Below are 24802 nucleotides of genomic sequence, written 5' to 3'. Positions count from 1 at the left end.
TGCACTGAGTTCCGAAGCCCGGTGATTCTCGTACGCGGCAAGGGCTCGTACAACTGGACCAATTCGCTGTCGGCGCCGCCGAATTCACAAGCGTCAACGGTCCAGGTGTTTGCGCAAACCCCGGTCCACCCGGTCGGCCACACGCTCGGTCACACGGTCCGTCACCCGGTCGAGAATGTCCGCGATCAGCTTGCCGCGCTTGGGCGCTGCCTCGACATTTCCGAGTACGGCGAGTCCGTCGACGTAGACGACCGGTGCGTGGGGATCGGCCGAATCCAGCGTGGCCACTTCGAAGTTGCCCAGCACCGCTCCGCCGTTGCCGCGCAGCGAGACGTTCTCCGGGACCCGGATCTCCACGTTGCCGAAGACCGAGATCGCCTTGATCACGACGTGCTGGTACTCGAAGATCGCCTCGCTGAGGTCTATCTCGATATTGCCGAAGACCGAGTAGGCGTGAATACGGCGCCCGGCGCGCCAGCGGCCCTTGCGGGCGGCCGCGCTGAAGACCGCCACCACGTTCTCGTCGGCCTCCACCGGGATCGAGCCCGCGGTGGGACGGTTGGGCGCGGACGTGTACGCGGAGGTCGCGCGGCCCGGGTGGGCGGCGGGCAGGTCGCGTATGAACTGGTCGAGTTCGCCCACCGTCTTCGTGGCCAGCACCCCCTCCACCCGCTCGGCGTGCTCCTCCGGGGTGAGGCGGCCCTCGGCGAGAGCGTCACGCAGGATGTCCGCGATCCGGTCGCGATCGGCGTCGGAGGCACGGAGCTCGGTCGGCATCGCCGAAGTGGGCGCGGTCGGGTTGGAGCGCTTCTGAAGGTCCACGGCAGCAGCGTACCCAAACGCGATAGATCGCGACTAGTCCGCGTTCCAGTCTTCAGCTCACCGTCGTCGCGAGAGTGACGGTGTTGTTGGCCTGGTTCGGGTCAGGTGTACTGCTCGTAGCTGTCACCGTGTTGCCGATCGTGGTTCCCGTCGTGGCCCTGACCGTGACCTTGATGGTGACGGCGGCCTGCGCATTGACGCCGATACGGCCCAGCGCGCAGGTCACGGTGTCGGAGGAGGCGACGGGCGGGACTTTGCCGCAGCTTCCCCTGCTGGGCGTGGCGCTGACGAACCGGCCCTCGCCGGGAAGGCTGTCGTCAAGCACCACGTCGTCAGCGGCAGCCGGCCCATCATTGCGGACCGTGATCGTGTAGGTCAGGTCCTCGTTGTTCGCGACGGGTGCGTCCGAGGTGATCGTGACCCGCAGATCGGCGCGGGGCCGCACGACGGCCAGGGTGTGGAAGAACCCCGCGGCGACGGCGCCGACACCGTCCAGCAGGCGGCTGCACGGCGCGGTCTGCCCGGAGGCGCACACGCGGACCGGTGTGCTCCGGTTCGTCTGGGTGCCATCTCCGAGCCTGCCGCCGTTGGCGCCCCAGGCCCGGGCAGTGCCGTCGGCCTGCCGGGTCACGCTGAAGCGGAAGCCGACGTCGGCGGCGGTCGCTCCGCCGAGGAACGTGGTGCAGCCCGCACTCGTTCCCGTCGCGCAGACCCGCACGGGCGTCGGCCGGTCGGTGGTCGTACCGTCTCCCAGCTGGCCGGAGTCGTTGTGGCCCCACGCGCGGACACCGCCGTTGGACAGCACCGCCAGGCTGTGGTCCTCGCCTCCGGCGACCGAGGCCACACCTGTGAGGTAGGAGGTGCAGCCCGCGGCCGTTCCCACCGCACAGACCCGCACGGGCGTCGGCCTTTCGGTGGTCGTACCGTCTCCCAGGGTGCCGTAGAAGTTGTCGCCCCAGGCGCGGACCGTGCCGTCCGTCATCGCCGCCAGGCTCCAGAAGAGGCCGGCGGCGAGGCTCCGCACTCCGCTGGTCAGCGCGGTGGAGACCGGTACGAGCCGCTGCTGGGTGGTGCCGTCACCGAGCTGGCCGTGGACGTTGCCTCCCCAGCCGCGTACACCGCCTCCCGCGACCACGGCGAGGCTGTGCGTATGGCCTGCGGCAATGGCGGTCACACCGGTGAGGAAGCTGGTGCAGCCCGCCCCGGTGTTCTCGGCGCAGACTTGGACCGGAACGCCGCTGCTGGTGGTGGTGCCGTTGCCCAGCTCGCCGTCGGGGTTGTAGCCCCAGGACCAGACCGTGCCGTCCGAGCGCAGCGCGAGGGTGTGGTTGCTGCCCGAGGCGATGGCGGTCACATTCGTGAGGGACGCGACCCGGACAGGTGCGCTCCGCGAGGTGAAGGTGCCGTCGCCGAGCTGGCCGCTGGTGTTCGCGCCCCAGGCCCAGACGGTGCCGTCCGCACGGAGGGCCACACTGAAGGACTCCCCTCCCTCGACGGCGACCACGTCGTCCAGGGGCTTCGGGCACGGAGCACTGCCGCACACCGTCCCCGGTGTGGTGCCATTGGTCAGGGTGGTGCCGGTGCCCAACTCCCCCGTGCCATTGGACCCCCAGGCCATCACGTTGCCGGGCTCGGCCGCACTGCCCGCCGTGGCCTCCCCCGGGGACGTCCCCGCCCACAGCAGTGCGGCAAGTCCCGCGGCCATGGCCCGCCTCAGGGCGGACCGGCCACGCGCAGTACTTCCCATCGATCGTCCTCTCGTGCGCATCAGCTCACCGGCGTCCGGAGGGTCGCGGTGTTGTTGACCTGCTTGGGGTCGGGAGTGCTGCTGCTCACCGCCGCGGTCTTGGTGATCATGCTCCCGGCCGGGGCGGTGACCGTGACCCTGATGCTCGCGGTGGCCTGCACGTTGGCGCCGACCCGGCCGAGCACGCAGGTCACGGTGCCGGAGGTCCCGGTGGGCGGGCCGGTGCAGCTGCCCCTGCTCGGTGTGGCGCTGACGAACCCGCTCTGGGCGGGCAGTGTGCTGGTGACCGTCACGTTGTCCGCGGCGGTCGGCCCGTCGTTGCGGACCGTGATGGTGTAGGTCAGGTCCTCACCGCTCGCCACGGGTTCGTCCGCGCTGATCGCGACCCGCACGTCGGCGCGCGGCAGAGCGATCGCCAGGCTGAAGTCGGAACCCGCCGCGACGGCGCCCGCACCCTCCAGCAAGCGGCCGCACGGCGTGGTCTGCCCGCTCGCGCAGACCCTGACCGGGGCGGTCCTGGTCGTCGTCGTGCCGTCGCCGAGCTGACCGGAGCCATTCAAGCCCCAGGCGCGGGCGGTGCCGTCGGTCTGCCGGGTCAGGCTGAAGAAGGCGCCCGCGGAGACCTGGTTCACGCCGCCGAGGTACGTGGTGCATCCCGCGGCAGTTCCCGACCCGCAGACCCGGACGGGCGTGGGCCTGTCCGTGGTGGTGCCGTCGCCCAGCTGACCGGAGCCGTTGTATCCCCAACTGCGCACGCTGCCATCGGTCAGGACGGCCAGGGTGTGGGACCCGCCGGCCTCGACGCTGTTCACCCCGCTGAGGAAGGTGGTGCAGCCCGCACTCGTGCCCACGGCGCACACCTGGACCGGCCAGTCGGTGTCGGTGGTGGTGCCGTCGCCCAGCTGGCCCTTGGCGTTGCGTCCCCAGCCGTAGACCGCGCCGCCGTCCAGGCGCACCGCCACGCTGTGATCGGATCCCGCCGCGATGGCCTTCACCGAGCTGGGCACGCCCGCCGCGAGGACCGGGAAGGGGCTCGAGTCGGTCGTGCCGTTGCCCAGCTGACCGAATGTGTTGCTTCCCCAGGCACCTACATAACCCCCCGCGAACAGTGCGAGGCTGTGCTCGGCGCCCGCGGCAATGGCGGTCACACCGGCCAGAACGGGGTCACTGCATCCGGCCTCGGGCGAAAAGAGACAGGCCACCTGGACGGGCGAGTGCCGGTCCGTGGTGCTGTCGTCGCCCAGCTGGCCCGCGTTGTTGCGGCCCCACGCCCAGACGGTGCCGTCCCGCCGGAGCGCGAGGCTGTGGTTGTCGCCCGCGGCGATGGCGGTCACATCCGTGAGAGAACCCACCCGGGCGGGCGTGGTCCGCGGGTCGGTGGTGCCGTCGCCCAGCTGACCGTACTGGTTGGATCCCCAGGTCCAGACCGTGCCGTCGTCGCGCAAGGCCACGCCGTGGCCGGCTCCGGCCTCGACCGCGACCACACCGTCCAAGGGTCCGGCGCAGGAGGCGCCGCCGCAGACGGTGACCGGGGTGGTGCTCACCCCGGAACCGACCCCGCGGCCGAGCCGGCCCGAGTCGTCGTTCCCCCAGGCGACCGCGGTGCCGGGTTCGGGTGCTCGTCCGCCCGCGTGTGCGTGGTCCTGCCATGCCCCCGAGGAGAGTCCCGCCCAGAGCACTGCTGCCACGCCGATCGTTGCGACCCGTCTCGCTACGGACCGGCCGTGGAATCCGAACCTCATGTGATCGTCCTCTCGTGCGCGAGCGCAGGGCACGTACGCACAATCTGGACGAACCATCGGTAGTGACCGCGCTGACACGCTTCGTTCGCACCGCTTGGCCGATGCGGACGTCACCCGCCTGGAACTGAGCCTTACCTCACAGGCCCGGCTCCGGAGGCGCGCTCTACGCTTGAGGACGCGCTGCCAACGGAGGCACGCCGTCGTCTGCCGAGTGAGGAATGGGCTAGATGCCTGAGTTCGCGTACACCGATCTGCTCCCCCAGGGAGAGGACACCACCCCGTACCGGTTGGTGACCTCCGAGGGTGTCTCCACCTTCGAGGCCGACGGGCGCACGTTCCTCAAGGTCGAGCCGGAGGCGCTGCGCCAGCTCGCCGCGGAGGCCATTCATGACATCCAGCACTATCTGCGGCCCGCCCACCTGGCCCAGCTGCGGCGCATCATCGACGACCCCGAGGCGTCGAGCAACGACAAGTTCGTGGCGCTGGACCTCCTGAAGAACGCGAACATCGCGGCCGCGGGCGTCCTCCCCATGTGCCAGGACACCGGCACCGCCATCGTCATGGGCAAGCGCGGGCAGAACGTGCTCACGGAGGGCGGCGACGAGGCGGCCCTGAGCCGTGGCATCTACGACGCCTACAAGAACCTCAACCTGCGCTACTCGCAGATGGCTCCCCTCACCATGTGGGAGGAGAAGAACACCGGCTCGAACCTGCCGGCGCAGATCGAGCTGTACGCGACCGACGGCGGCGCCTACAAGTTCCTCTTCATGGCCAAGGGCGGCGGGTCCGCGAACAAGAGCTTCCTGTACCAGGAGACGAAGGCCGTTCTGAACGAGGCCTCCATGATGAAGTTCCTGGAGGAGAAGATCCGCTCGCTCGGTACGGCCGCCTGCCCGCCGTACCACCTGGCGATCGTCGTCGGCGGTACGTCCGCCGAGTACGCCCTGAAGACCGCGAAGTACGCCTCCGCGCACTACCTGGACGAGATCCCGGCCGAGGGCTCCGAGCTGGGCCACGGCTTCCGGGACAAGGAGCTGGAGGAGAAGGTCTTCGAGCTGACGCAGAAGATCGGGATCGGTGCGCAGTTCGGCGGCAAGTACTTCTGCCACGACGTACGGGTCGTCCGGCTGCCCCGGCACGGCGCCTCCTGCCCTGTCGCGATCGCCGTGTCCTGCTCCGCCGACCGGCAGGCCGTCGCGAAGATCACCGCCGAGGGTGTGTTCCTGGAGCAGCTGGAGACCGACCCCGCGCGCTTCCTCCCCGACACCACGGACGAGCACCTCGACGAGGCGGGGGACGTCGTGCGCATCGACCTCAACCAGCCGATGGACGACATCCTCGCCGAGCTGACCAAGTACCCGGTCAAGACCCGGCTCTCGCTCTCCGGCCCGCTCGTCGTGGCCCGTGACATCGCGCACGCCAAGATCAAGGAGCGGCTGGACGCGGGCGAGGAGATGCCGCAGTACCTGAAGGACCACCCGGTGTACTACGCCGGTCCGGCGAAGACGCCCGAGGGGTACGCGTCCGGGTCCTTCGGGCCGACGACCGCCGGCCGTATGGACTCCTACGTCGAGCAGTTCCAGGCGGCGGGTGGCTCCAAGGTGATGCTGGCGAAGGGGAACCGGTCGGCGCAGGTCACCAACGCGTGTGACGCGCATGGCGGCTTCTACCTCGGCTCCATCGGCGGGCCCGCCGCGCGGCTCGCCCAGGACTGCATCAAGAAGGTCGAGGTCGTCGAGTACGAGGAGCTCGGCATGGAGGCCGTCTGGAAGATCGAGGTCGAGGACTTCCCGGCGTTCATCGTCGTCGACGACAAGGGCAACGACTTCTTCCAGGACCCGGCGCCGGCGCCGACGTTCACGTCGATTCCGGTGCGGGGGCCCGGGCTGGCGTAGCACCTTCGGGGCGCCCGGGGACGGCCCGCGGCGGAGCCGCTGATGGATGCAGCGCCCCCGCCGCCCCTACCCGTCCCATCCCTGGGGGCTGCGCCCCCAGACCCCCGCTAAAAGATTGCGCAGTTCCCCGCGCCCCTAAAAGGGGCGCGGGGAACTGCGCGAGCAACCCCCACCGGCCCGCAGCCGAACGAACCAGGGCGGGCGGGGGATCGCGGGGCGAAGCCCCGCGCCGTCAGGGGCGCGGGGCTGTGACATTTGCGGCTCCGCCGCGGGGCGCGAACGGCCCCCACCGGTCCGCAGCCGACACACCACCCAGCGATGGTGCTGCGTCCCGGGACATCTCCCCGCTGTCCCACTTCGTCCCAGGAACAAGCGGGACGGCATCTTTGTGCGCTTTGCCGGAAAAGCTCCGTGCTGACTGGATCACAGCCTGTGATCCGAAGGTCAACTCGGAGGGAAGTCCCATGATTCGACGCACACTGCGCAACGGCCTCGTGGCCGCCATCGCGGCTGTCGCCATCTTCCCGGCGGCGGCCGTCGCCTCCGCCGGACCGGCTCCGCACGCTCCCGGCTGGAGCACAACGCCCTCGCAGACCTCGACGCCGAGCTGGTACCCGACCGCCCCGCAGTCCGCCGTTCCCGGCCGGCCCGGCACGCGGCACACCAAGCCGAAGACCCACGTCCGGCACCACGCGGCAAGCCACCTGCGCCACCACGCCCGGCACCACGTCACCACGCACGCCCGGCACCACGTCACCACGCACGCCCGGCACCGCGTGCTGACGCACACCTGGGGTCGTGTGGCGACCCACCACCTGCGGCTGAACGTCCGGTCCGGTCCGGGTACCGGCTACCGGGTCATCGGCTCGCAGCCCATCGGCCGCGTCGTGGCCATCTCCTGCAAGAAGCTGGGCTCCAGCGTCCTGGGCAACCAGCGCTGGTTCAAGCTCGCCCACCGCAAGGGCTACGTCTCCGCCCGCTACCTGAGGAACCGCAGCGCCGTTCGCTGGTGCTGAGGAGCGCTCCGCCGCTCATGACACCCGGTACCTCCTGACGGGGCGGGGCAGCCCCCCGTCAGGAGGTACCACCGGTCGCACAACCTGACGTACGACCCGTCGATCAGCCGATCACACCGCCTCCCCGCGGCGAAACAGCAGGTCAACTCCCCTTCATATTCCGGCGATCGTGGTGTGGCCCGGCGTCGCACGCGGGAACACATCAGGGCGGTAACCCGGCACGGCGAGGGAGCAAGATGGAGAGCCACGTGACGGTCAAGAGGCAGCCGCTGCCCGACTCGTCGGACGACGCAGGGCAGCTCCTGGTGGAGCGGCTGCGCACCCTCAAGCAGCGGACGGGGCTGAGTCTGGCCGCGCTGGCCACCGCCACCCCGTTCAGCAAGTCGACCTGGCACCGCTATCTGAACGGCGACCAGTTCCCGCCGCGCCAGGCGGTCGAGGCGCTCGGCCGGCTCGCGGACACCGACCCCGGTCCGCTGGTCTCCCTGTGGGACGCCGCGGTCCGGGCCCAGGCCAGGGCGGCGACCGCGCCGCGGCAGCAGCCGCCGAGCACGGTCGCACCCGTACCGCCGGCACCGGCACCCGCACCCGTCCGCGCCCGGCGGCTGCGCCGTGTCCGGCAGCCGAACCGGGCCGTTGTCGCCCTCGCAGCGGTGGCCGCCACGGTGGCGGTCACCGCCGGCGCGGCGGACATCATCGACCCCGACGAGGCGGCGGCCCCCCGGGCGGCCGCGGCCTGCCGCGGCAGCAGCTGCCAGGGGGAGTTCCCGACCTCCGAGACCTGCGGCCGTGACGCGCGTACGGAGAGCACCGTCGCCAAGGCCGCCCAAGTCGTCCTGCTGCGCTTCTCGCCGTCCTGCGCCACGGTCTGGTCCGAGGTGCGCACCCGGGCCGGCGGCGCGCGGGAGATCTCGATCAGGTCGGGTCAGGACGAACTGTCCGCCACCTACCCGGGCGACAAGTCGGACGGCTACAGCAGCCCGATGCTGGCCGCGTCGAACCCGCGCGGAGCGGAGGCGTGCGCCAAGGTCGGCGGGAAGCCCGCGTGCACCGGCCTGTTCGGCGTTCCGCGGCGCTGACCGCCGGACCCCGCAGGCCGGCGTACGGGACACTCCGTTTCCGTCGCCTGCCGCGGGAACACGGGACCCGTCGGCGATGCTGTCACCAGTGGAGGTGTCGTCCATGGCAGATGGCCAGGCTGAAGTCCCGTTCCGCATCGAGCACGACTCCATGGGTGAGGTCAGGGTGCCCGCGGACGCGAAGTGGCGGGCCCAGACGCAACGGGCCGTGGAGAACTTCCCGATCTCCGGACAGCACCTGGAGCGCGCCCACATCGAGGCCCTCGCCCGCATCAAGGCGGCGGCCGCGAAGGTGAACGGCGAGCTGGGTGTGATCGGCAAGGATGTCGCGGAGGCGATCCAGGAGGCGGCCGCTGAGGTCGCCGAGGGGCGCTGGGACACGCACTTTCCGGTCGACGTCTTCCAGACGGGGTCCGGCACGTCCTCCAACATGAACACCAACGAGGTCATCGCCACGCTCGCGACCGAGCGGCTCGGCAGGGACGTACATCCCAATGACCATGTGAACGCGTCGCAGTCGTCGAACGACGTCTTCCCCTCCTCGATCCACATCGCCGCCACCGCCGCCGTCACCCGCGATCTCGTCCCCGCGCTGGAGCACCTCGCGGCCTCGCTCGCACGCAAGTCCGAGGAGTTCGCCGATGTGGTGAAGTCCGGGCGTACGCATCTCATGGACGCGACGCCGGTGACACTGGGACAGGAGTTCGGGGGGTACGCGGCCCAGGTGCGGTACGGGGTCGAGCGGCTGAACGCCTCGCTGCCCCGGCTCGCCGAACTGCCGCTCGGGGGAACGGCCGTGGGGACCGGGATCAACACCCCGCCCGGGTTCTCCGCCGCCGTCATCGCGGAAGTGGCCCGGGACACCGGGCTGCCGCTCACCGAAGCCCGCGACCACTTCGAGGCGCAGGGGGCGCGCGACGGCATCGTCGAGACCAGCGGGCAACTCAGGACCATCGCCGTCGGGCTGACGAAGATCGCGAACGACCTGCGGTGGATGGCTTCCGGGCCGCGCACCGGACTGGCCGAGATCAGCCTCCCGGATCTTCAGCCGGGGTCCTCGATCATGCCGGGGAAGGTGAATCCGGTCATCCCCGAGGCCGTGCTCATGGTCGCCGCCCAGGTGACCGGGAACGACGCCACCGTCGCCACGGCCGGAGCGGCCGGGAACTTCGAACTCAACGTCATGCTGCCCGTCATCGCGAAGAACGTCCTGGAGTCCGTCCGACTGCTCGCCAATGTCTCGCGGCTGCTCGCCGACCGCACCGTCGACGGGATCGTCGCGCACCGCGAACGGGCCCGCGAGTACGCCGAGTCGTCGCCGTCCGTGGTGACGCCGCTCAACAAGTACATCGGGTACGAGGAGGCCGCCAAGGTCGCCAAGAAGGCGCTGGCGGAGCGGAAGACCATTCGCCAAGTCGTCCTGGAGTCCGGGTACGTGGAGCGGGGCGATCTGACCCTTGAGCAGCTGGACGAGGCGCTGGATGTCCTGCGGATGACGCATCCGTAACACCCTGCGTCTCCCGAGAAACGCCTGATGACGCCCCCGTAACGTCCTGTGCCGGGTGGCGAGAACCGTGACGCGCGCCGCAGCGTCGTATGCCCTGGGCACCTAATATCTGGTCATGGCAGACGGTGGAGCGGTGAGACGAGTGGAAGCGGACGGGTCGACGGCGCGCTGGGCCCCCGGGAGTCAGGTCCTGTGGCGGTACCGGGAGAACGCCGGCGAGCACGTCCACATCTGCCGTCCCGTGACCGTCGTACGGGACGACGAGGAGCTGCTCGCGGTGTGGCTGGCCCCGGGCACGGAGTGTGTGAAGCCGGTCCTCGCCGACGGCACGCCCGTGCACGGGGAGCCGCTGGAGTCGCGCTACACCAAGCCGCGCACGGTGCAGCGCGGCCGCTGGTTCGGCACCGGTGTACTGAAGTTGGCGCGGCCCGGCGATCCCTGGTCGGTGTGGCTGTTCTGGGAGCCGGGCTGGCGTTTCAAGAACTGGTACGTGAACCTTGAGGCGCCGCTGGCCCGTTGGGAGGGCGGAGTGGACTCCGAGGATCACTTCCTGGACATCTCCGTGCACCCGGACCGGACTTGGCGCTGGCTCGACGAGGACGAGTTCGCCATGGCGCAGCGGGCCGGTCTGATGGATGCTCAACTGGCCGCACGGGTAAGGGAAGCGGGATGGTCGGCGGTGGATGCGGTCCGTGCCTGGGGCGCGCCGTTCTCGGACGGCTGGCAGCACTGGCGCCCGGATCCGTCGTGGCCGGTTCCCGCTCTGCCGGATGACTGGGACCGTACGCCCGCGCACGTGTCCTCATGAGACCCTTGATGCGCCCCCGTGGTACAACCGTAGGATCGTCTTCCGCAAGGGCGCACGGCAGCAACAACTCCCGCAGTATGAGCCGGGCTTGACCATACGTCACCGAGGGGCGGCAGGACGTGAGCGAGGGGTACGAGAGCCACGGCGGTACGGCCTGCAGACGGCCGGGCAGGCCGCGCGGGCTCGCCACGGCGTCCGCGCCGGCGACGCCGTCGGCGAAGGCGTTCAGGTCGGCGCGAGCCGTACCCGGCCCTGACGACGCGCAGATTCCGTTCCCGGGGCACACATTCCGGGTATCGGGGCTGCGGGACGAACTGCACGCATGGCGCGCAGCCCCGGACGGATGGATTCGACACGCGTGACGGAGCACCCCACCTCGCACGAGCGCCGGCAGCCCGGCGCCGGCAGGACGCCCGCCCCCGCGGACCCTCGCGGGGCGCTCCTGCGTACCCCGGAGCAGCCGTCCCTCACGCCGGGAACCGCCGCGTTACCCGTTCAGGCACGCAACGGCGACGCCCCGGCCGGACCGGGTACGGCCGTGCCCTGCGCCAAGGGCTCCGCCGACACCGGCGCGGGCTCGCCCTCGCCCTCCGGCACCGGCGCGCCCACACCGCCGCCCGCCTCCCCCGGCCCCGAGCACTCCCAGCCCTCGGCCGCCGAGTCCGATCCGCACCGCCCGCGTCCCACGTCCGAGGCCATCCCGGCCCAGCCCGCCGCCGAGCAGGACCGGCCGACGCGGAGCGGCGGCAAGGAGCGGCGCACCGGGCAGGGGCAGCTGCCGCAGGGCGGTCCGATGCCGATGCGGCGCGACGGCGACCGGCTGCGCTTCGTGGGCGCCGCGACCCGGCGGATCGCCCGGGGCATCGACCTCGACGAGATCGTGATGGGCCTGTGCCGGGCCACCGTGCCGACCTTCTCGGACGCGATCCTCGTCTATCTGCGCGACCCGCTGCCGGTCGGCGACGAGCGGCCCACCGGGCCCCTCGTGCTGCGGCTGCGGCGCACCGACCGGATCCCGGAGGACCGGGACACCGACGGCGGCTTCATGCCCGCGCTGCGGCCCGAGCCCAGCGAACTGCAGTCGATGACGGCCGAGTTGTGCGAGGTGCGCCCCGGTGGCGCCCTCGCCGAGGTACTGCGCGGTGTACGGCCGGTGTTCGCGGACGCGCCCGCCGCCCGGGCCGCGCTGCCCGAGCTGCTCGGCGACGACCTGGTCGTGCCGGGCGGGCAGCGCGCGATCCTGGCGCCGCTGCGCGGCCGCCGCCGGGTGATCGGCGCGGCGCTGTTCCTGCGCCGCCCGGAGCGCCTCGCCTTCGAGGCCGACGATCTGCTGGTCGCCGCCCAGCTCGCCACGCACAGCGCTCTCGGCATCGACAAGGCGGTGCTGTACGGGCGTGAGGCGTACATCGCCGACGAGTTGCAGCGCACGATGCTGCCCGAGACGCTGCCGCGGCCGACGGGTGTACGGCTGGCCAGCCGGTACCTTCCGGCCGCCGAGACCGCGCGCGTCGGCGGCGACTGGTACGACGCGATCCCGCTGCCGGGCAGCCGCGTCGCCCTCGTCGTCGGTGACGTGATGGGTCACTCCATGACGTCGGCGGCCATCATGGGCCAGCTGCGGACGACCGCGCAGACCCTCGCCGGGCTCGATCTGCCGCCGCAGGAGGTGCTGCACCACCTCGACGAGCAGGCGCAGCGGCTCGGCACCGACCGCATGGCGACGTGCCTGTACGCCGTCTACGACCCGGTCTCGCACCGCATCACCATCGCCAACGCGGGCCATCCCCCGCCGGTCCTGCTGCACCTGGGCGGGCGGGCCGAGGTGCTGCGGGTGCCGCCGGGTGCCCCCATCGGTGTGGGCGGCGTCGACTTCGAGGCCGTAGAACTGGACGCACCCGCCGGAGCCACCCTGCTCCTCTACACCGACGGGCTCGTCGAGTCCCGCCTGCGCGACGTGTGGACCGGGATAGAGCAGTTGCGGGAGAAGCTCGCCGCGACCGCCGCACTGACCGGACCCGACCATCCGCCGCCGCTCGAAGCGCTGTGCGACGAGGTGCTCGACATGCTCGGCCCGGGCGACCGGGACGACGACATCGCGCTGCTCGCCGCGCGCTTCGACGGGATCGCGCCGAGCGATGTCGCGTACTGGTTCCTCGAACCGGAGGACGCCGCCCCCGGGCGGGCCCGCCGGCTGGCCCGGCGCGCGCTGTCCCGCTGGGGCCTGGAGGACATGACCGACTCCGTGGAGCTGCTGGTCAGCGAGGTCGTGACGAACGCCGTCCGCTATGCGTCCCGCCCGGTCACACTGCGGCTGCTGCGCACGGACGTACTGCGCTGCGAGGTCGGCGACGACGTACCGCAACTGCCGCGGCTGCGGCAGGCGCGCGCCACGGACGAGGGCGGACGCGGGCTCTATCTGGTGAACAAACTGGCCAGACGGTGGGGCGCGACGCGGCTGAGCACGGGCAAGGTGGTCTGGTTCGAGCTGAACCGGGGCTGAGCGCGGCGCCGTGCGTGCCGTGCGCGCTTGATGGATGAGACGGGTAGGACAGAGACGCCAAGGGCGCCCGGTGGATCACCGGGCGCCCTTGGCGTGCACTACTGACCATGTCCTACTGACTGTTCGGATCCAGTGGGTTGTCCGGGATCCCGTCGGTCGGCGTCGCCGTCGCAGTCGTCGGCTTCGTGGTGGTCGGCTCGGTCGTCGTCGGCTCGTCCGTCGGGGTCGGCGGGCTGGAGGTCGTCGGCGGCTCGGTGGTCGGTTCCTCGGTGGTCGGGGACGACGTCGGGGTGCTGCTCCGCGTCCGCGTGGGCGTGGGCGTCAGGGTGGTGGGCTGCACCGCCGCGCCCGACGTGGTGTTCAGGTCGAACTTGGTGACCTTGCCCATCGCGCCGAAGGTGTACTCGGCCCAGATCTGAGCCGGGAACCCACCACCGTTGACACGGCCGCTCTCCGCCACGAGGCCCGTGGCGCCCTTCATCGACACCTGCTGGCCCGCCTTGCTGGTCCCTACCGCGCCCTCGCCGAACAGACCGACCGACGTGACCAGGTTCGGCGTGTAGCCGGTGAACCAGGCCGACTTGTTGTTGTCGGACGTACCCGTCTTGCCGGCGACCTGCTGGCCGTCGCGGGCGGGGTTGTCCCGCACGGAGACCCGGGCCGTACCGTCGTCGACCACGCCGGTCAGCACCGAGGTGACCGTGTCGGCGGCCTCTTCGCTGATGACCTGGTCGCCGATCGCGTCCGGGATCTTGACCGTACGGTCCTTGTGCTCGACCTTCGCCAGGATGGCAGGGGTGACCTTCTTGCCGTGGTTGTCGAGCGTCGCGTACACGCCGGCCATCTGCAGCGGGCTCGCGCCCATGGAGCCGAGGGTCTGCGCGGGCACCGACTCCAGCTTCTCGGTGTCCATGCCGAGCTTGCCCGCGACCTTGAGGACCTCGTCCATGCCGACGTCGACGCCCATCTGCGCGAAGACGGAGTTGATGGACTTGTTCACCGCGGTCTGGACGGTGACGTTGCCGTAGCTGCGCTCGTCCTCGTTCGGCGGCGCGAAGGCGATGTCACTGCCCACGACGGGACGGCGGTTCGTACCGTCGTAGACCGTGTTCGCCGTGATCGTCTTGCCGCTCTGCGTCTTGGCCTGCTCGTCGAGGGCCGCCGCGAGGATCAGGGGCTTGAAGGTCGACGCGACCTGATAGTCGGGGCGGGTCGCGTTGTTGATGTAGTGGTCGAGGTAGTTCTGACCGCCGTACATCGCCAGGACCTTGCCCGTCTTGGGGTCGACGGAGACGGCACCGGCCTGGATGTCGCCGTCGACCTTGCGCTTCTTCGGGTTCAGCTTGCTGGTCAGCTGCGCCTTGACGGTCTTCTCCAGCAGCGCCTGCTTCTTCTTGTCGATGTTGAGCGTGATGGTCCAGCCGCCCGCGTCGACCATGTTCTGGGCGTCGTCCAGGTTGGTGGCGGTGCCCTGGGCGACGAGCTGCTTCGCCAGCGCGCTGTCGGCCGCCTTCACCAAGTAGCCGGTCTGGCCCTCCATGCCGGGCGCGCCCTTGGGGGCCTTCGGCTCCGGGAACTTCATGTCCGCGCGCTTGGCGGAGTCCAGCCAGCCCTCCTCGACCATGTTGTCGAGGGTGTAGGCCCAGCGGGCCTTGACCAGTCGCTTGCCGGTGTCCGTGGCGACCGCCCAGTCGTACTGGCTCGGGGCCTGAAGCAGCGAGGCGAGGTACGCGCCCTGCTCGACCTTGAGTTCGCTCGCGTCGACGCCGTAGTACGCCTGGGCCGCGGCCTGGATGCCGTACGCGCCCTCGCCGTAGTAGCTGGTGTTGATGTAGCCCGCGAGGATGTCGTCCTTGGACGTCTGGCGGTCCACCTTCAGCGAGATGACCAGTTCCTTCAGCTTGCGCGTGACGGTCTGGTCCTGGTTGAGGTAGTAGTTCTTGACGTACTGCTGGGTGATCGTCGAACCACCCTGCTTGCCCTTGCCGGAGAGGGTGTTGATCAGACCGCGGGCCGTGCCCTTGAGGTCGACGCCCGCGTCCTTGTAGAACGACTTGTTCTCGGCGGCGACGAAGGTCTTCTGGACGTCCTTGGGCACCTTGTCCAGGTCCACGATCTCGCGGTTGACGGTGCCGGTGCGGGCGAGCAGTTTGCCGTCGCTGTACTGGTAGATGTTGCTCTGCTGCCTGGCGGCGGCGTTGCCCTTGGGTATGTCGACGACCATGTAGAGCACGATGAAGGCGCCCATGCCGAGGAGGCAGCAGCCGAGGAACGTCCCGAGGATCGTCTTCCAGTTGACGAACCTGCGTATACCGCTGCGGGGGGCTTTCTTCCCCCCTGCCGTCGCTCCGGACGCCGCTCCGGATGCCGATCCGGACGAGCGCTTGGGCGCCGCGCGGCGGCCCTGCGCCTGCCGCGCTCGTCTCTCTTCCGCTCGTCCCATGGGTCGATCCGCTCCGCTTCACTCTCGTGTGGCACACAGGTTCGTCGCTCAGGTCAGCTCAGAAAGCTAACACCGCGCGCTATGACAAAGGGCCGCCGATCCGGTCTTTTCCGGACGTGAGAATCAGCACGCGCTGCGCAGCTGCCCCAACGAAACCGACGAGCGAGAGGGGTGGAAGGTTGCCGGGATGCGGAAAGTGATCGCACTTGGGTTACCTCGCCCCCGCCGCCCCTACCCGTCCCATCCCCAGGGGCTCTGCCCCTTCGACCCCCGTTCGGTTGTGTGTCGGGTGCGGGTGGGTGGGGGCTGGTCGCGCCCCGCGGCGGAGCCGCAAATGTCACAGCCCCGCGCCCCTGAAGACGCGGGGCTGCGCCCCCCCCGATCCCCGGCCCGCACTGGTTCGTTCAGCTGCGGGCCGGTGGGGGTTGCTCGCGCAGTTCCCCGCGCCCCTGACGGCTCGCCCCCGGCCCGCCCCCGGTCTTTTGTCTTTAGGGGCGCGGGGAACTGCGCAATCTTTTAGGGGGGTCTGGGGGCGCAGCCCCCAGGGGTGGGACGGGTAGGGGCGGCGGGGGCGAGGAAACCGGTGACAGAACCGTGACAATCGGGGTTGACCTGCGGAAGGTCGGCCTCTCTCACTGACCTATGCACGGCGGGTATACACACCATGTATACGCCGTGTGTAGAGTGCTTGGCATGTCCATCGGTCACACGCTCCTAGGGCTCCTGGAGTCCGGGCCCCGTCACGGTTACGACCTGAAGCGGGCCTTCGACGAAAAGTTCGGTCATGATCGGCCGCTGCACTACGGCCAGGTCTACTCGACGATGTCGCGGCTGCTCAAGAACGGGCTCGTCGAGGTCGACGGGATAGAGGCGGGCGGCGGGCCCGAGCGCAAGCGGTACGCGATCACCGAGGCCGGGATCACCGACGTACAGCGCTGGCTCGCGACGCCGGAGAAGCCCGAACCGTATCTGCAGTCGACCCTCTACACGAAGGTCGTCCTCGCACTGCTCACGCACCGCAACGCGAGCGAGATCCTCGACACGCAACGCTCGGAGCATCTCCGCATGATGCGCATCCTGACCGACCGCAAGCGCAAGGGCGACCTCGCCGACCAGTTGATCTGCGACCACGCCCTCTTCCACCTGGAGGCCGATCTGCGCTGGCTGGAGCTCACCGCCGCACGTCTCGACAAGCTCGCCGAGGCGGTGACGGCCCGATGACGTCGATGGCTCCTCCCCCCGGTTCCCTGCTCGCCGCCAGCGAACTGCGCAAGACGTACGGGCCGACGAGCGCCCTGGACGGCGCCGAGTTCTCCATCCACCCCGGCGAGGTCGTCGCCGTGATGGGCCCCTCCGGCTCGGGCAAGTCGACGCTGCTGCACTGCCTCGCCGGGATCGTGACGCCCGACTCGGGCTCGATCACGTACGACGGCCGTGAGATGGCGACCATGAACGACGCGCAGCGCAGTGCGTTGCGGCGCTCCGAGTTCGGGTTCGTCTTCCAGTTCGGGCAGCTCGTTCCCGAGTTGACCTGTGTCGAGAATGTCGCGCTGCCGCTGCGGCTGAACGGGACGGGGCGCAAAGAGGCCGAGCGCACCGCCCTGTCGTGGATGGAGCAGCTGGAGGTCGACGATCTCAAGGGCAAGCGGCCCGGCGAGGTCTCCGGCGGTCAGGGGCAGCGCGTGGCCGTGGCCCGTTCGCTGGTCACCAGCCCGCGCGTGCTGTTCGCGGACGAGCCGACCGGCGCGCTCGACTCGCTCAACGGCGAGCGGGTGATGCAGCTGCTGACCGACGCGGCCCGTTCGACCAACGCCGCCGTCGTGCTCGTCACGCACGAGGCGCGGGTCGCCGCGTACTCGGACCGCGAGATCGTCGTACGGGACGGCAAGTCGCGCGACATGGAGCGGATCGTATGAGTGCACGGCAGTGGGCCCGTGACCTCGGCATGGGTGCCAAGTTCGCGGTGACCGGCGGCCGTGAGGCCTGGGTGCGCGTGCTGCTCACGGCCGTCGGGGTCGGCCTCGGGGTGGCGCTGCTGCTGCTCACCACGGCGATACCCAACGCCTTGGCGAACCGGGGCGACCGCGAACGCTCCCGCAACGACATGACGTACACCTCGGTGGTCCACAAGAAGTCGGACCGTACGCTGCTCGTCGGCACCGCGGACACCACCTTCCATGAACAGGACGTGCGCGGGCGGGTGTTGGAGCCCGAAGGCGCGCAGGCGCCCCTGCCGCCCGGGGTGGAGAAGTTCCCCGCGGTCGGCGAGATGGTGGTCTCGCCCGCCCTCGACCGGCTGCTGAAGTCCTCCGACGGCAAGCTGCTGCGCGAGCGGCTGCCCTACCGCGTCGCCGGGACGATCGCCGACGCCGGCCTCACCGACCCGCACGAACTCGCCTTCTACGCGGGCATCAAGGATCTGAAGGCGACCACAAAGACGACCGGCCGGATCGAGCGCATCGACTCGTTCGGGTCCAGGGACCAGTCCGGGGAGGCGATGGACCCCGTCCTGCTCCTGCTCGTGCTGATCGTCTTCGTGGTGCTGCTGATGCCGGTCGGCGTCTTCATCGCCGCGGCCGTACGCTTCGGCGGCGAGCGGCGCGACCGCAGGCTGGCGGCGCTCCGGCTGGTCGGCGCGGACGGGCGGATGACCCGGCGGATCGCGGCCGGTGAGGCGCTGGCCGGAGCGGTGGTCGGGCTGGTGTTCGGCGCCGGGTTCTTCCTGATCGGGCGTCAAGTCGCCGGGATGATCACCTTGTTCAGGATGAGCGTGTTCCCCAGCGACCTCAATCCGGCGCCGGCGCTGGCGGCCCTGGTCGCCGTGGCCGTACCGGCCGCCGCCGTCGCGGTGACGCTCTTCGCGCTCCGCGGTGTCGTCATCGAGCCGCTCGGGGTGGTCCGCACGGCCCGGCCCTCGCGCCGCCGGCTGTGGTGGCGGCTGCTGCTGCCGCTGGGCGGCCTCGCGATGCTCTACCCGATGATCGGGCAGGGGCGCACCAACGGGAACTTCAACCAGTTCCTGGTCATCGGCGGCGTCATGCTGCTCCTCGTCGGCATCACCGCGCTGCTGCCCTGGGTCGTCGAGGCGGTCGTCAACCGGCTGAACTCCGGCGGAGTGGCCTGGCAACTGGCCATTCGCAGACTCCAGTTGAGCAGCGGCACCGCGGCCCGCATGGTCAACGGCATCGCGGTGGCGGTGGCCGGCGCGATCGCCCTGCAGATGCTGTTCGCCGGGGTCGACGGCGACTACACCAAGGCGAGCAAGAACGACCTGTCGCGTGCGCAGATGTCGGTCACGGTGCCGGACGGCATCCCCATGAACAAGGTCGTCCAGCAGATGTCCGGGACCAAGGGCGTCACGCACACGACGGCGCTGTTCAGGGGTGACGTGGGCGACGGGCGCAACGAACCCGAGCGCCAGGCGGCCATGACCGTCGGCGACTGCGCGGCCCTGCGCGAGGCGGCCAAGCTGCCCTCCTGCAAGGACGGCGACATCTTCGCCGTGGAGAACGCCAGGTGGGACTCGTACACGTCGAACATGGACGAGCCCGGCACCAAGCTCTACATCGACCCGTCCTACGGCACCTCCGAAAAGGGCAAGGAGCTCGCCTGGACGGTGCCGAAGAGCATCAGGACGGCGGACTCGCGCGAGGACCCGTCGGGCGATGAGCGCGGGGGCTTCCTCTTCACCCCCGGCGCGCTGCCCGAGAAGGCCGCGTCGACCCTGACCGGGACCGTCTTCCTCCAGCTCGACGAGTCGGTGCCGGACGTGCGTGAGTACGTACGCAACAGCGCGGCGAGGATCGACCCGCTCGCGGACCCCGACACCTGGACCGCGACCACGCAGTCCGCGCGCTTCACCTCCATCCGCACCGGCCTGTCCGTCGGCGCGACCTGCGTCCTGATCCTCATCGGCGCGAGCCTCCTGGTCTCCCAGCTGGAGCAACTGCGCGAGCGCAAGAAGCTGCTCTCGTCGCTGGTCGCCTTCGGCACCCGGCGCCGCACGCTGAGCCTGTCCGTGCTGTGGCAGACCGCGATCCCGATCGCGCTGGGCCTGCTGCTGGCGTCGGTCGTCGGCCTGACCCTGGGCACGGTCCTGCTGAAGATGACCAGCACCTCGGTGGGCGTGGACTGGGTGAGCGTCCTGTCTATGACGGGCATCGGCGCGGGGGTCGTGGTGCTGGTGACGCTGCTCAGCCTGCCGCCGCTGATCCGCCTGATGCGGCCGGACGGACTGCGTACCGAGTAGCCGGCACCGGCCGGACGCGTGGGGCGGCTCCTTCCCCCAGCGGGGAGGTTCCCCGGGCGGGGAGGGAGCCGCCACGTCACGCCCGGCCCCGCTCAGACCGTGTACTCCCGCACCACCCGCCTGACCTGGGCGAACAGCATGCCCACGTTCACCGACTTGCGACAGACGACCACCGCGACGACATCCTGGTGGTCGTTCATGCGCACGAACAGGTGGGTCAGGTTGTCGCTGTTCACCAGGATCTCCTGGAAGAAGTGCTGATCGCTGCTGACGCCGCGGCGCTCCTTGAAGACGTCCTCGATCATCGCGACCGTACGCCCCTGGAACAGGTCGAGGGTCGCGCCCGCGAGCAGGTCCAGGACCTCGGGCGGGTGGTTGTCCACGGTCTCGTAGGCCAGCAGCATTCCGGTCGCCATGTCGACCGCGCCCGAGGCCACACAGTCCGGTGCGTCAGTGCGCAGCGCCTTGACCAGGCTCAGGACCTGATCCGAGAACCCGGGTGTCATCCGCTTCGTCGCCATTCCGTCAGGCCCCTTCGGACGCGGTGAGGATCGTTCCGATGCGTCCCAGCGCGGGCCGGGTCTCCTCGTGCAGCCGGTCGAGGTCGATGCCCTCGTCGCCCAGGACCACCATCAACGCGGTGTCGCCGACCGCGTAGAAGGCGGCGCAGCCCTGGCTCCCGTAGGTCACCGTCTGCCGGAACGTGCCCCGGCCCGTGGCCTCGGCCGCGCGCCGGGCGATGCCCAGGCCCGCGGCGGCGATCGCGGCGAGCCCCTCCGGGTCGATGGTGTCCGCGGTGTCCGCCGCGATGAGCAGTCCGTCGGCTGCCGCCAGCGCCGTGTCGGTAATTCCGGTCACCTGCTCCCGCAGGCCTCTCATTTCCATCGCCAGTGCCTCATGATCCATGTGCTGAACTCCCTGATGCCTGATCGCACTTGCTCGTTCTCGCGCAGAAGAGCGCTGATCCACTTCGCGGTTCCCCGGAAACTTCAGGTACCGGAATCCGGGGTCCAGATCCGGTTACGCAGACGGAAGAACCCTTTCCAACTCGCCCCGGCTCGTTCCGGGGCGAGAGTTTCGGTGATCCCGCTCGCCCCGGGTTCACGCCGGGGCAGCTCGGAGGGGGTGGGGGGTGGTGGCGTGGTGGGGGCGTCGGACCGGGCGGTGGTGGGGGCCGCGGTCTCGGCCTCGGACCGACGGGTGAGAGTCGCGTCCGCGCCCTTGGCGGCACCGGCCCCCGCGCCCACCGCGGAGGCCAGCGCCGAGATCACTTCGGGAGCCAGGCGGGGGGTCTGTCCTGCGGGCCGGAGGACGGACTCCTCTGATTCGTTGGGCTCCGCGAGTACCTCGATCTCCTCGGGCTCCTCGGGCTCCACCTGTTTCGCGAGGTCCGCGAGTTCCGCGAGTTCCGGGATCTTCGCGAGTTCCTCGGCCTCCGTCACGGAGAGGGACCGCCCCTCCGCGCCGTCCACCTCGGGCGGCTCCCCTGCCGGTCCCGCGCCGCGATCCGCCGGACGGGGCGCGGACGGTGGCCGGCGCTGCAAGGCGCCCGTGGGCGGGAGGCGAACAGTGATCGGGGCGCTCGGATCGGTCTCGTCCGTCGATTCCAGGAGGCCCTCGCCGATCATGCGGGCCATGCCGACCGTCACGGTGTAGACGGCGCGGCCGGTCGCGAAGGCGATGTCGCGGGCGGTGCGCCGGCCGTCGGCGTGCGCCAGTAACTCCCGTTGCGCGGCGGAGAGTCGGATGCTCCGGAGGTCCGCCCCGGCTATGGGCGCGGGCCGTTCACGGTCGGGACGTACGGGGTACGGCAGCGCGGCGACGGCGGCCAGCTTGCGGGCCGCCTCCTGCAGCAGCCGCCCCGGCGCCTCCCCCACGGCGACCGGCGCGAACGGCTGGGACACGGCGAGCCGTTCGCAGTCGTCCACCCGGCCCGCGACGACGGCGAAGGCGGCGTCCTGGAGCGCCATCATGCAGACGACCCTCAGCTGGGCGGCCCCCGCGTAGCCGTGAGCGACCAGTTCGGTCTCCGGCCAGCGCTTGCCCTCGCCCTCCCGGAGCAGTTCCGCCCACTGCTCACCGCCGATCCGGCCGGTGCGCAGCATCCGTGCCTCGGGCCCCGGGGCACCGGGGCTCTCGACGGCGACAACCAGTCCGTCGCGGAAGTGGAAGACTCCCCCGGGCTTCCCGGAGATCCGCAGTCCCCCGGTCACCTTCTCGCGATGGCACTCGTCCAGCGCGCGTGACAGCAGGTCGTATCCGACCCGGCCAAGGGAATCCCGACTGGTCGACATCACTCCCCTTGAGCCTCTGGAGCCTCGTACAGACGCCTGATGCGTCACACTGAGGGGGTATGTGTATCAGTCCGGGCGCATATTTCAGCGAGAGTCGCACTACCTGACGGAAGTTGAATTCTCCCGCCCCTCCAGAGGCTTGATCGGTCGCCCAAATGACCGACTGTGCAAGCCAGTTGAGGTGGTTCAGACCTCGGGTCCCCACACCCGTACGGGCAGCGGACGCAGGGCCTCGCGCAGCGCCGCGGCCAACTCCTCGTACTCCGCCCCGCGCGCCGCACCGGAGCGCATCGCCAGCGCAATGCGCCGCGTGGGCGCCGGATCCGCGAAGTATCCGGTGAGGAGCTGGTTGCTGCGGGTCGTCTCGACCTTGACGGCGGTACGCGGGAGGAGGGTCACGCCGAGGCCGCCGGCGACGAGTTGGACGAGAGTGGAGAGACCGGCGGCGGTGGTGGTGACGGGCGCGTCCGCGCGTCCGGCCTCCCGGCAGATGTCCAGGGCTTGGTCCCGCAGGCAGTGCCCCTCGTCGAGCAGGAGGAGGTTGAGCTCGCGCAGCGCTTCCCGGGGAATTCCCTCCCTGCCCCCGAGCCAGTGGTCCAGCGGCGTGACCAGCACGAAGTCCTCGTCGAACAACGGGAGTTCGACGACGCCGGGCATGCCGAGCGGCACGGCGAGGAGGAGCAGATCGAGGCGGCCGACGGACAGCCCCTCCAGCAGAGTGGCCGTCTGCTCCTCGTGGACCTGGAGGTCGAGGTCCGGGTAGCGGTCGTGGACGAGCTTGAGGACGGTGGGCAGGAGGTAGGGCGCGACGGTGGGGATGACACCGAGGCGCAGGGCCCCGGTGAACGGCGCGCGGACGGTTTCGGCCTCCTCCATGAGCGCGCCGACCGCCGTCAGCACGGCCTTCGCCCGTACGGCGAGACGCTCGCCTGCGGGTGAGAGCAGCACCTTGCGGGTCGTACGCTCCAGCAGGGTCACGCCGAGGGTGTCCTCCAGCGTCGAGACCGCGCCGGACAGCGCGGGCTGGCTCATGCCGATCGCGGCGGCCGCGTCACGGAAGTGCAGATGCTCGGCCACGGCAGCGAAGGCGCGCAGCTGGGCGAGGCTGGGCTGACGCCGGCCGTTCCCCTTGGAGCTCGCCTTGCCGATGGGGCTGGCCATGGCCGCACCTCTTACTCATAGTCACTGATAATCGAGTCCGATCAACAGGACCGAGTGTAGCTATTTCCCTAATCAATGCAGCCTGTGCCACCATCAGCGGCGTCCAACCCCTGGGAAACACCCCCAAAAAGGGTGATCCCTCGCTACAAGGAGAGCGCGTGCTCACTGTTGGTGACCAGTTCCCCCCGTTCGATCTGACTGCCTGTGTCTCGCTGGAGAAGGGCAAGGAGTTCGAGCAGATCAACCACAAGACCTACGAGGGCAAGTGGAAGATCGTCTTTGCGTGGCCCAAGGACTTCACCTTCGTGTGTCCGACCGAGATCGCGGCGTTCGGCAAGCTGAACGACGAGTTCGCCGACCGTGACGCCCAGGTGCTCGGCTTCTCCGGCGACTCCGAGTTCGTGCACCACGCCTGGCGCAAGGACCACGACGACCTGCGTGACCTGCCCTTCCCGATGATGGCCGACTCGAAGCACGAGCTCATGCGGGACCTCGGCATCGAGGGCGAGGACGGCTTCGCCAAGCGTGCCGTGTTCATCGTCGACCAGAACAACGAGATCCAGTTCTCCATGGTGACCGCCGGCTCCGTCGGCCGTAACCCCAAGGAGGTCCTGCGGGTCCTGGACGCCCTGCAGACGGACGAGCTGTGCCCGTGCAACTGGACCAAGGGCGAGACCACCCTCGACCCGGTCGCGCTGCTGGCGGGTGAGTAACCCTCCATGTCCCTCGACGAACTGAAGTCCGCCCTACCGGACTACGCGAAGGACCTGCGCCTCAACCTGGGCTCGGTCATCGGCAACTCCGACCTTCCGCCGCAGCAGCTGTGGGGGACGGTCCTCGCCTGCGCGATCGCTTCGCGTTCTCCGCGGGTGCTGCGCGAGCTGGCGCCTGAGGCGAAGGCTCAGTTGTCGGACGAGGCGTACACGGCCGCCAAGTCGGCCGCCGCGATCATGGCGATGAACAACGTCTTCTACCGGACGCGGCATCTGCTGTCCGACCCGGAGTACGGGACGCTGCGGGCTGGTCTGCGGATGAACGTCATCGGCAACCCGGGTGTGGAGAAGGTCGACTTCGAGCTGTGGTCGCTGGCCGTTTCCGCGGTGAACGGGTGTGGGCAGTGTCTTGACTCCCATGAGCAGGTGCTGCGCAAGGCGGGTGTCGACCGGGAGACGATCCAGGAGGCGTTCAAGATCGCGTCGGTGATCCAGGCGGTCGGGACGACACTGGACGCCGAGGCGATCCTGGCCGAGTAGGGTTTTTCGCCCCCGCCGCCCCTACCCGTCCCATCCCCCAGGGGCTCCGCCCCTTCGACCCCGGGGGTTGTGTTTCGTCTGCGGGCCGGTGGGGGCTGGTCGCGCAGTTCCCCGCGCCCCTGAAGGCTCGGGGCTGAGCCCCCGTACGCCCACCGTCCGCCCAACCCCAGGCTCTGCCCCCGGGTCTTTTGTCTTTTAGGGGCGCGGGGAACTGCGCGACCAGCCCCCACCGGCCCGCAGCCGAAGAACCCACCCCGGGGTCTGGGGCGGAGCCCCAGGAACGGGA

Annotated in this window: 19 protein-coding genes; 11 read left to right on the top strand and 8 right to left on the bottom strand. The window is 70.4% G+C overall.

Features of this window, described 5'->3' with window-relative positions; all coding sequences use genetic code 11:
• Positions 1–93 precede the first annotated feature (93 nt).
• The 3 genes from AB5J50_RS32290 to AB5J50_RS32280 all read right to left on the bottom strand — a co-directional run bounded on the left by AB5J50_RS32290 (position 94) and on the right by AB5J50_RS32280 (position 4257).
• Positions 94–822, bottom strand: coding sequence for a DUF1707 domain-containing protein (locus AB5J50_RS32290; RefSeq protein WP_369261726.1), 729 nt, complete (start codon positions 820–822; stop codon positions 94–96).
• Between the two features lie 52 nt (positions 823–874).
• Positions 875–2527 carry a hypothetical protein gene (locus AB5J50_RS32285; protein WP_369261725.1) on the bottom strand — a complete coding sequence of 551 codons (1653 nt, stop codon included), beginning with the start codon at positions 2525–2527 and terminating at the stop codon, positions 875–877.
• Positions 2528–2589: 62 nt separating this feature from the next.
• Positions 2590–4257, bottom strand: a complete 1668-nt coding sequence (locus AB5J50_RS32280) for a hypothetical protein (RefSeq protein WP_369261724.1) — start codon at positions 4255–4257, stop codon at positions 2590–2592.
• 281 nt (positions 4258–4538) lie between these two features.
• On the opposite strand from AB5J50_RS32280, the gene AB5J50_RS32275 reads away from it, so the two are divergent.
• From AB5J50_RS32275 to AB5J50_RS32250, 6 genes are all read left to right on the top strand, one after another.
• Positions 4539–6206, top strand: a complete 1668-nt coding sequence (locus AB5J50_RS32275) for a fumarate hydratase (protein ID WP_369261723.1) — start codon at positions 4539–4541, stop codon at positions 6204–6206.
• 464 nt (positions 6207–6670) lie between these two features.
• A complete protein-coding gene (locus tag AB5J50_RS32270) occupies positions 6671–7222 on the top strand; it encodes an SH3 domain-containing protein (RefSeq protein ID WP_369261721.1) in 552 nt (183 codons plus the stop codon).
• A 248-nt stretch (positions 7223–7470) separates the two neighbouring features.
• Positions 7471–8301 (top strand): DUF2690 domain-containing protein, encoded by an 831-nt coding sequence (locus AB5J50_RS32265; RefSeq protein ID WP_369261720.1) that lies wholly within the window; start codon positions 7471–7473, stop codon positions 8299–8301.
• A 103-nt stretch (positions 8302–8404) separates the two neighbouring features.
• Positions 8405–9808 (top strand): class II fumarate hydratase, encoded by a 1404-nt coding sequence (locus tag AB5J50_RS32260; RefSeq protein WP_327431367.1) that lies wholly within the window; start codon positions 8405–8407, stop codon positions 9806–9808.
• A 115-nt stretch (positions 9809–9923) separates the two neighbouring features.
• Positions 9924–10616 (top strand): DUF402 domain-containing protein, encoded by a 693-nt coding sequence (locus AB5J50_RS32255; RefSeq protein ID WP_327431366.1) that lies wholly within the window; start codon positions 9924–9926, stop codon positions 10614–10616.
• A 343-nt stretch (positions 10617–10959) separates the two neighbouring features.
• Positions 10960–13116, top strand: a complete 2157-nt coding sequence (locus AB5J50_RS32250; RefSeq protein ID WP_369261718.1) for a SpoIIE family protein phosphatase — start codon at positions 10960–10962, stop codon at positions 13114–13116.
• Positions 13117–13228: 112 nt separating this feature from the next.
• Here AB5J50_RS32250 and AB5J50_RS32245 read toward each other — a convergent pair whose 3' ends face one another.
• Positions 13229–15559 carry a transglycosylase domain-containing protein gene (locus tag AB5J50_RS32245; protein ID WP_369261717.1) on the bottom strand — a complete coding sequence of 777 codons (2331 nt, stop codon included), beginning with the start codon at positions 15557–15559 and terminating at the stop codon, positions 13229–13231.
• A gap of 693 nt (positions 15560–16252) precedes the next feature.
• On the opposite strand from AB5J50_RS32245, the gene AB5J50_RS32240 reads away from it, so the two are divergent.
• The 3 genes from AB5J50_RS32240 to AB5J50_RS32230 are packed head-to-tail and all read left to right on the top strand — an operon-like array spanning position 16253 to position 19808.
• Positions 16253–16780: a PadR family transcriptional regulator gene (locus AB5J50_RS32240; protein ID WP_327431362.1), complete on the top strand. Its 528-nt coding sequence runs from the start codon at positions 16253–16255 to the stop codon at positions 16778–16780.
• A 5-nt stretch (positions 16781–16785) separates the two neighbouring features.
• Positions 16786–17475 (top strand): ABC transporter ATP-binding protein, encoded by a 690-nt coding sequence (locus tag AB5J50_RS32235; protein WP_327431361.1) that lies wholly within the window; start codon positions 16786–16788, stop codon positions 17473–17475.
• On the top strand, positions 17472–19808 hold the full coding sequence (locus tag AB5J50_RS32230) for an ABC transporter permease (protein ID WP_369261715.1): 2337 nt from the start codon (positions 17472–17474) through the stop codon (positions 19806–19808). The genes AB5J50_RS32235 and AB5J50_RS32230 overlap by 4 nt, the downstream gene beginning before the upstream one ends.
• A 92-nt stretch (positions 19809–19900) precedes the next feature.
• On the opposite strand, the gene AB5J50_RS32225 is transcribed toward AB5J50_RS32230, so the two are convergent.
• From AB5J50_RS32225 to AB5J50_RS32210, 4 genes are all read right to left on the bottom strand, one after another.
• The gene (locus tag AB5J50_RS32225; protein WP_369261713.1) at positions 19901–20329 is read right to left on the bottom strand and encodes a hypothetical protein; all 429 of its coding nucleotides are present in this window, start codon (positions 20327–20329) and stop codon (positions 19901–19903) included.
• Positions 20330–20333: 4 nt separating this feature from the next.
• Positions 20334–20714 carry a roadblock/LC7 domain-containing protein gene (locus tag AB5J50_RS32220; RefSeq protein WP_369261711.1) on the bottom strand — a complete coding sequence of 127 codons (381 nt, stop codon included), beginning with the start codon at positions 20712–20714 and terminating at the stop codon, positions 20334–20336.
• 83 nt (positions 20715–20797) lie between these two features.
• Positions 20798–22102: a hypothetical protein gene (locus tag AB5J50_RS32215; protein ID WP_369261709.1), complete on the bottom strand. Its 1305-nt coding sequence runs from the start codon at positions 22100–22102 to the stop codon at positions 20798–20800.
• A 186-nt stretch (positions 22103–22288) separates the two neighbouring features.
• Positions 22289–23263 carry a LysR substrate-binding domain-containing protein gene (locus AB5J50_RS32210; protein ID WP_369261707.1) on the bottom strand — a complete coding sequence of 325 codons (975 nt, stop codon included), beginning with the start codon at positions 23261–23263 and terminating at the stop codon, positions 22289–22291.
• A gap of 158 nt (positions 23264–23421) precedes the next feature.
• On the opposite strand from AB5J50_RS32210, the gene AB5J50_RS32205 reads away from it, so the two are divergent.
• Together AB5J50_RS32205 and AB5J50_RS32200 are read left to right on the top strand one after the other, a co-directional pair.
• Positions 23422–23976, top strand: a complete 555-nt coding sequence (locus AB5J50_RS32205) for a peroxiredoxin (protein WP_327431356.1) — start codon at positions 23422–23424, stop codon at positions 23974–23976.
• Between the two features lie 6 nt (positions 23977–23982).
• Positions 23983–24516 carry an alkyl hydroperoxide reductase gene (locus AB5J50_RS32200; protein ID WP_369261705.1) on the top strand — a complete coding sequence of 178 codons (534 nt, stop codon included), beginning with the start codon at positions 23983–23985 and terminating at the stop codon, positions 24514–24516.
• Positions 24517–24802 lie beyond the last annotated feature (286 nt).

This window comes from Streptomyces sp. R35 (assembly GCF_041053035.1).
Lineage (GTDB): Bacteria > Actinomycetota > Actinomycetes > Streptomycetales > Streptomycetaceae > Streptomyces > Streptomyces lutosisoli.
This window is presented reverse-complemented; position numbering and strand designations above follow the sequence as displayed.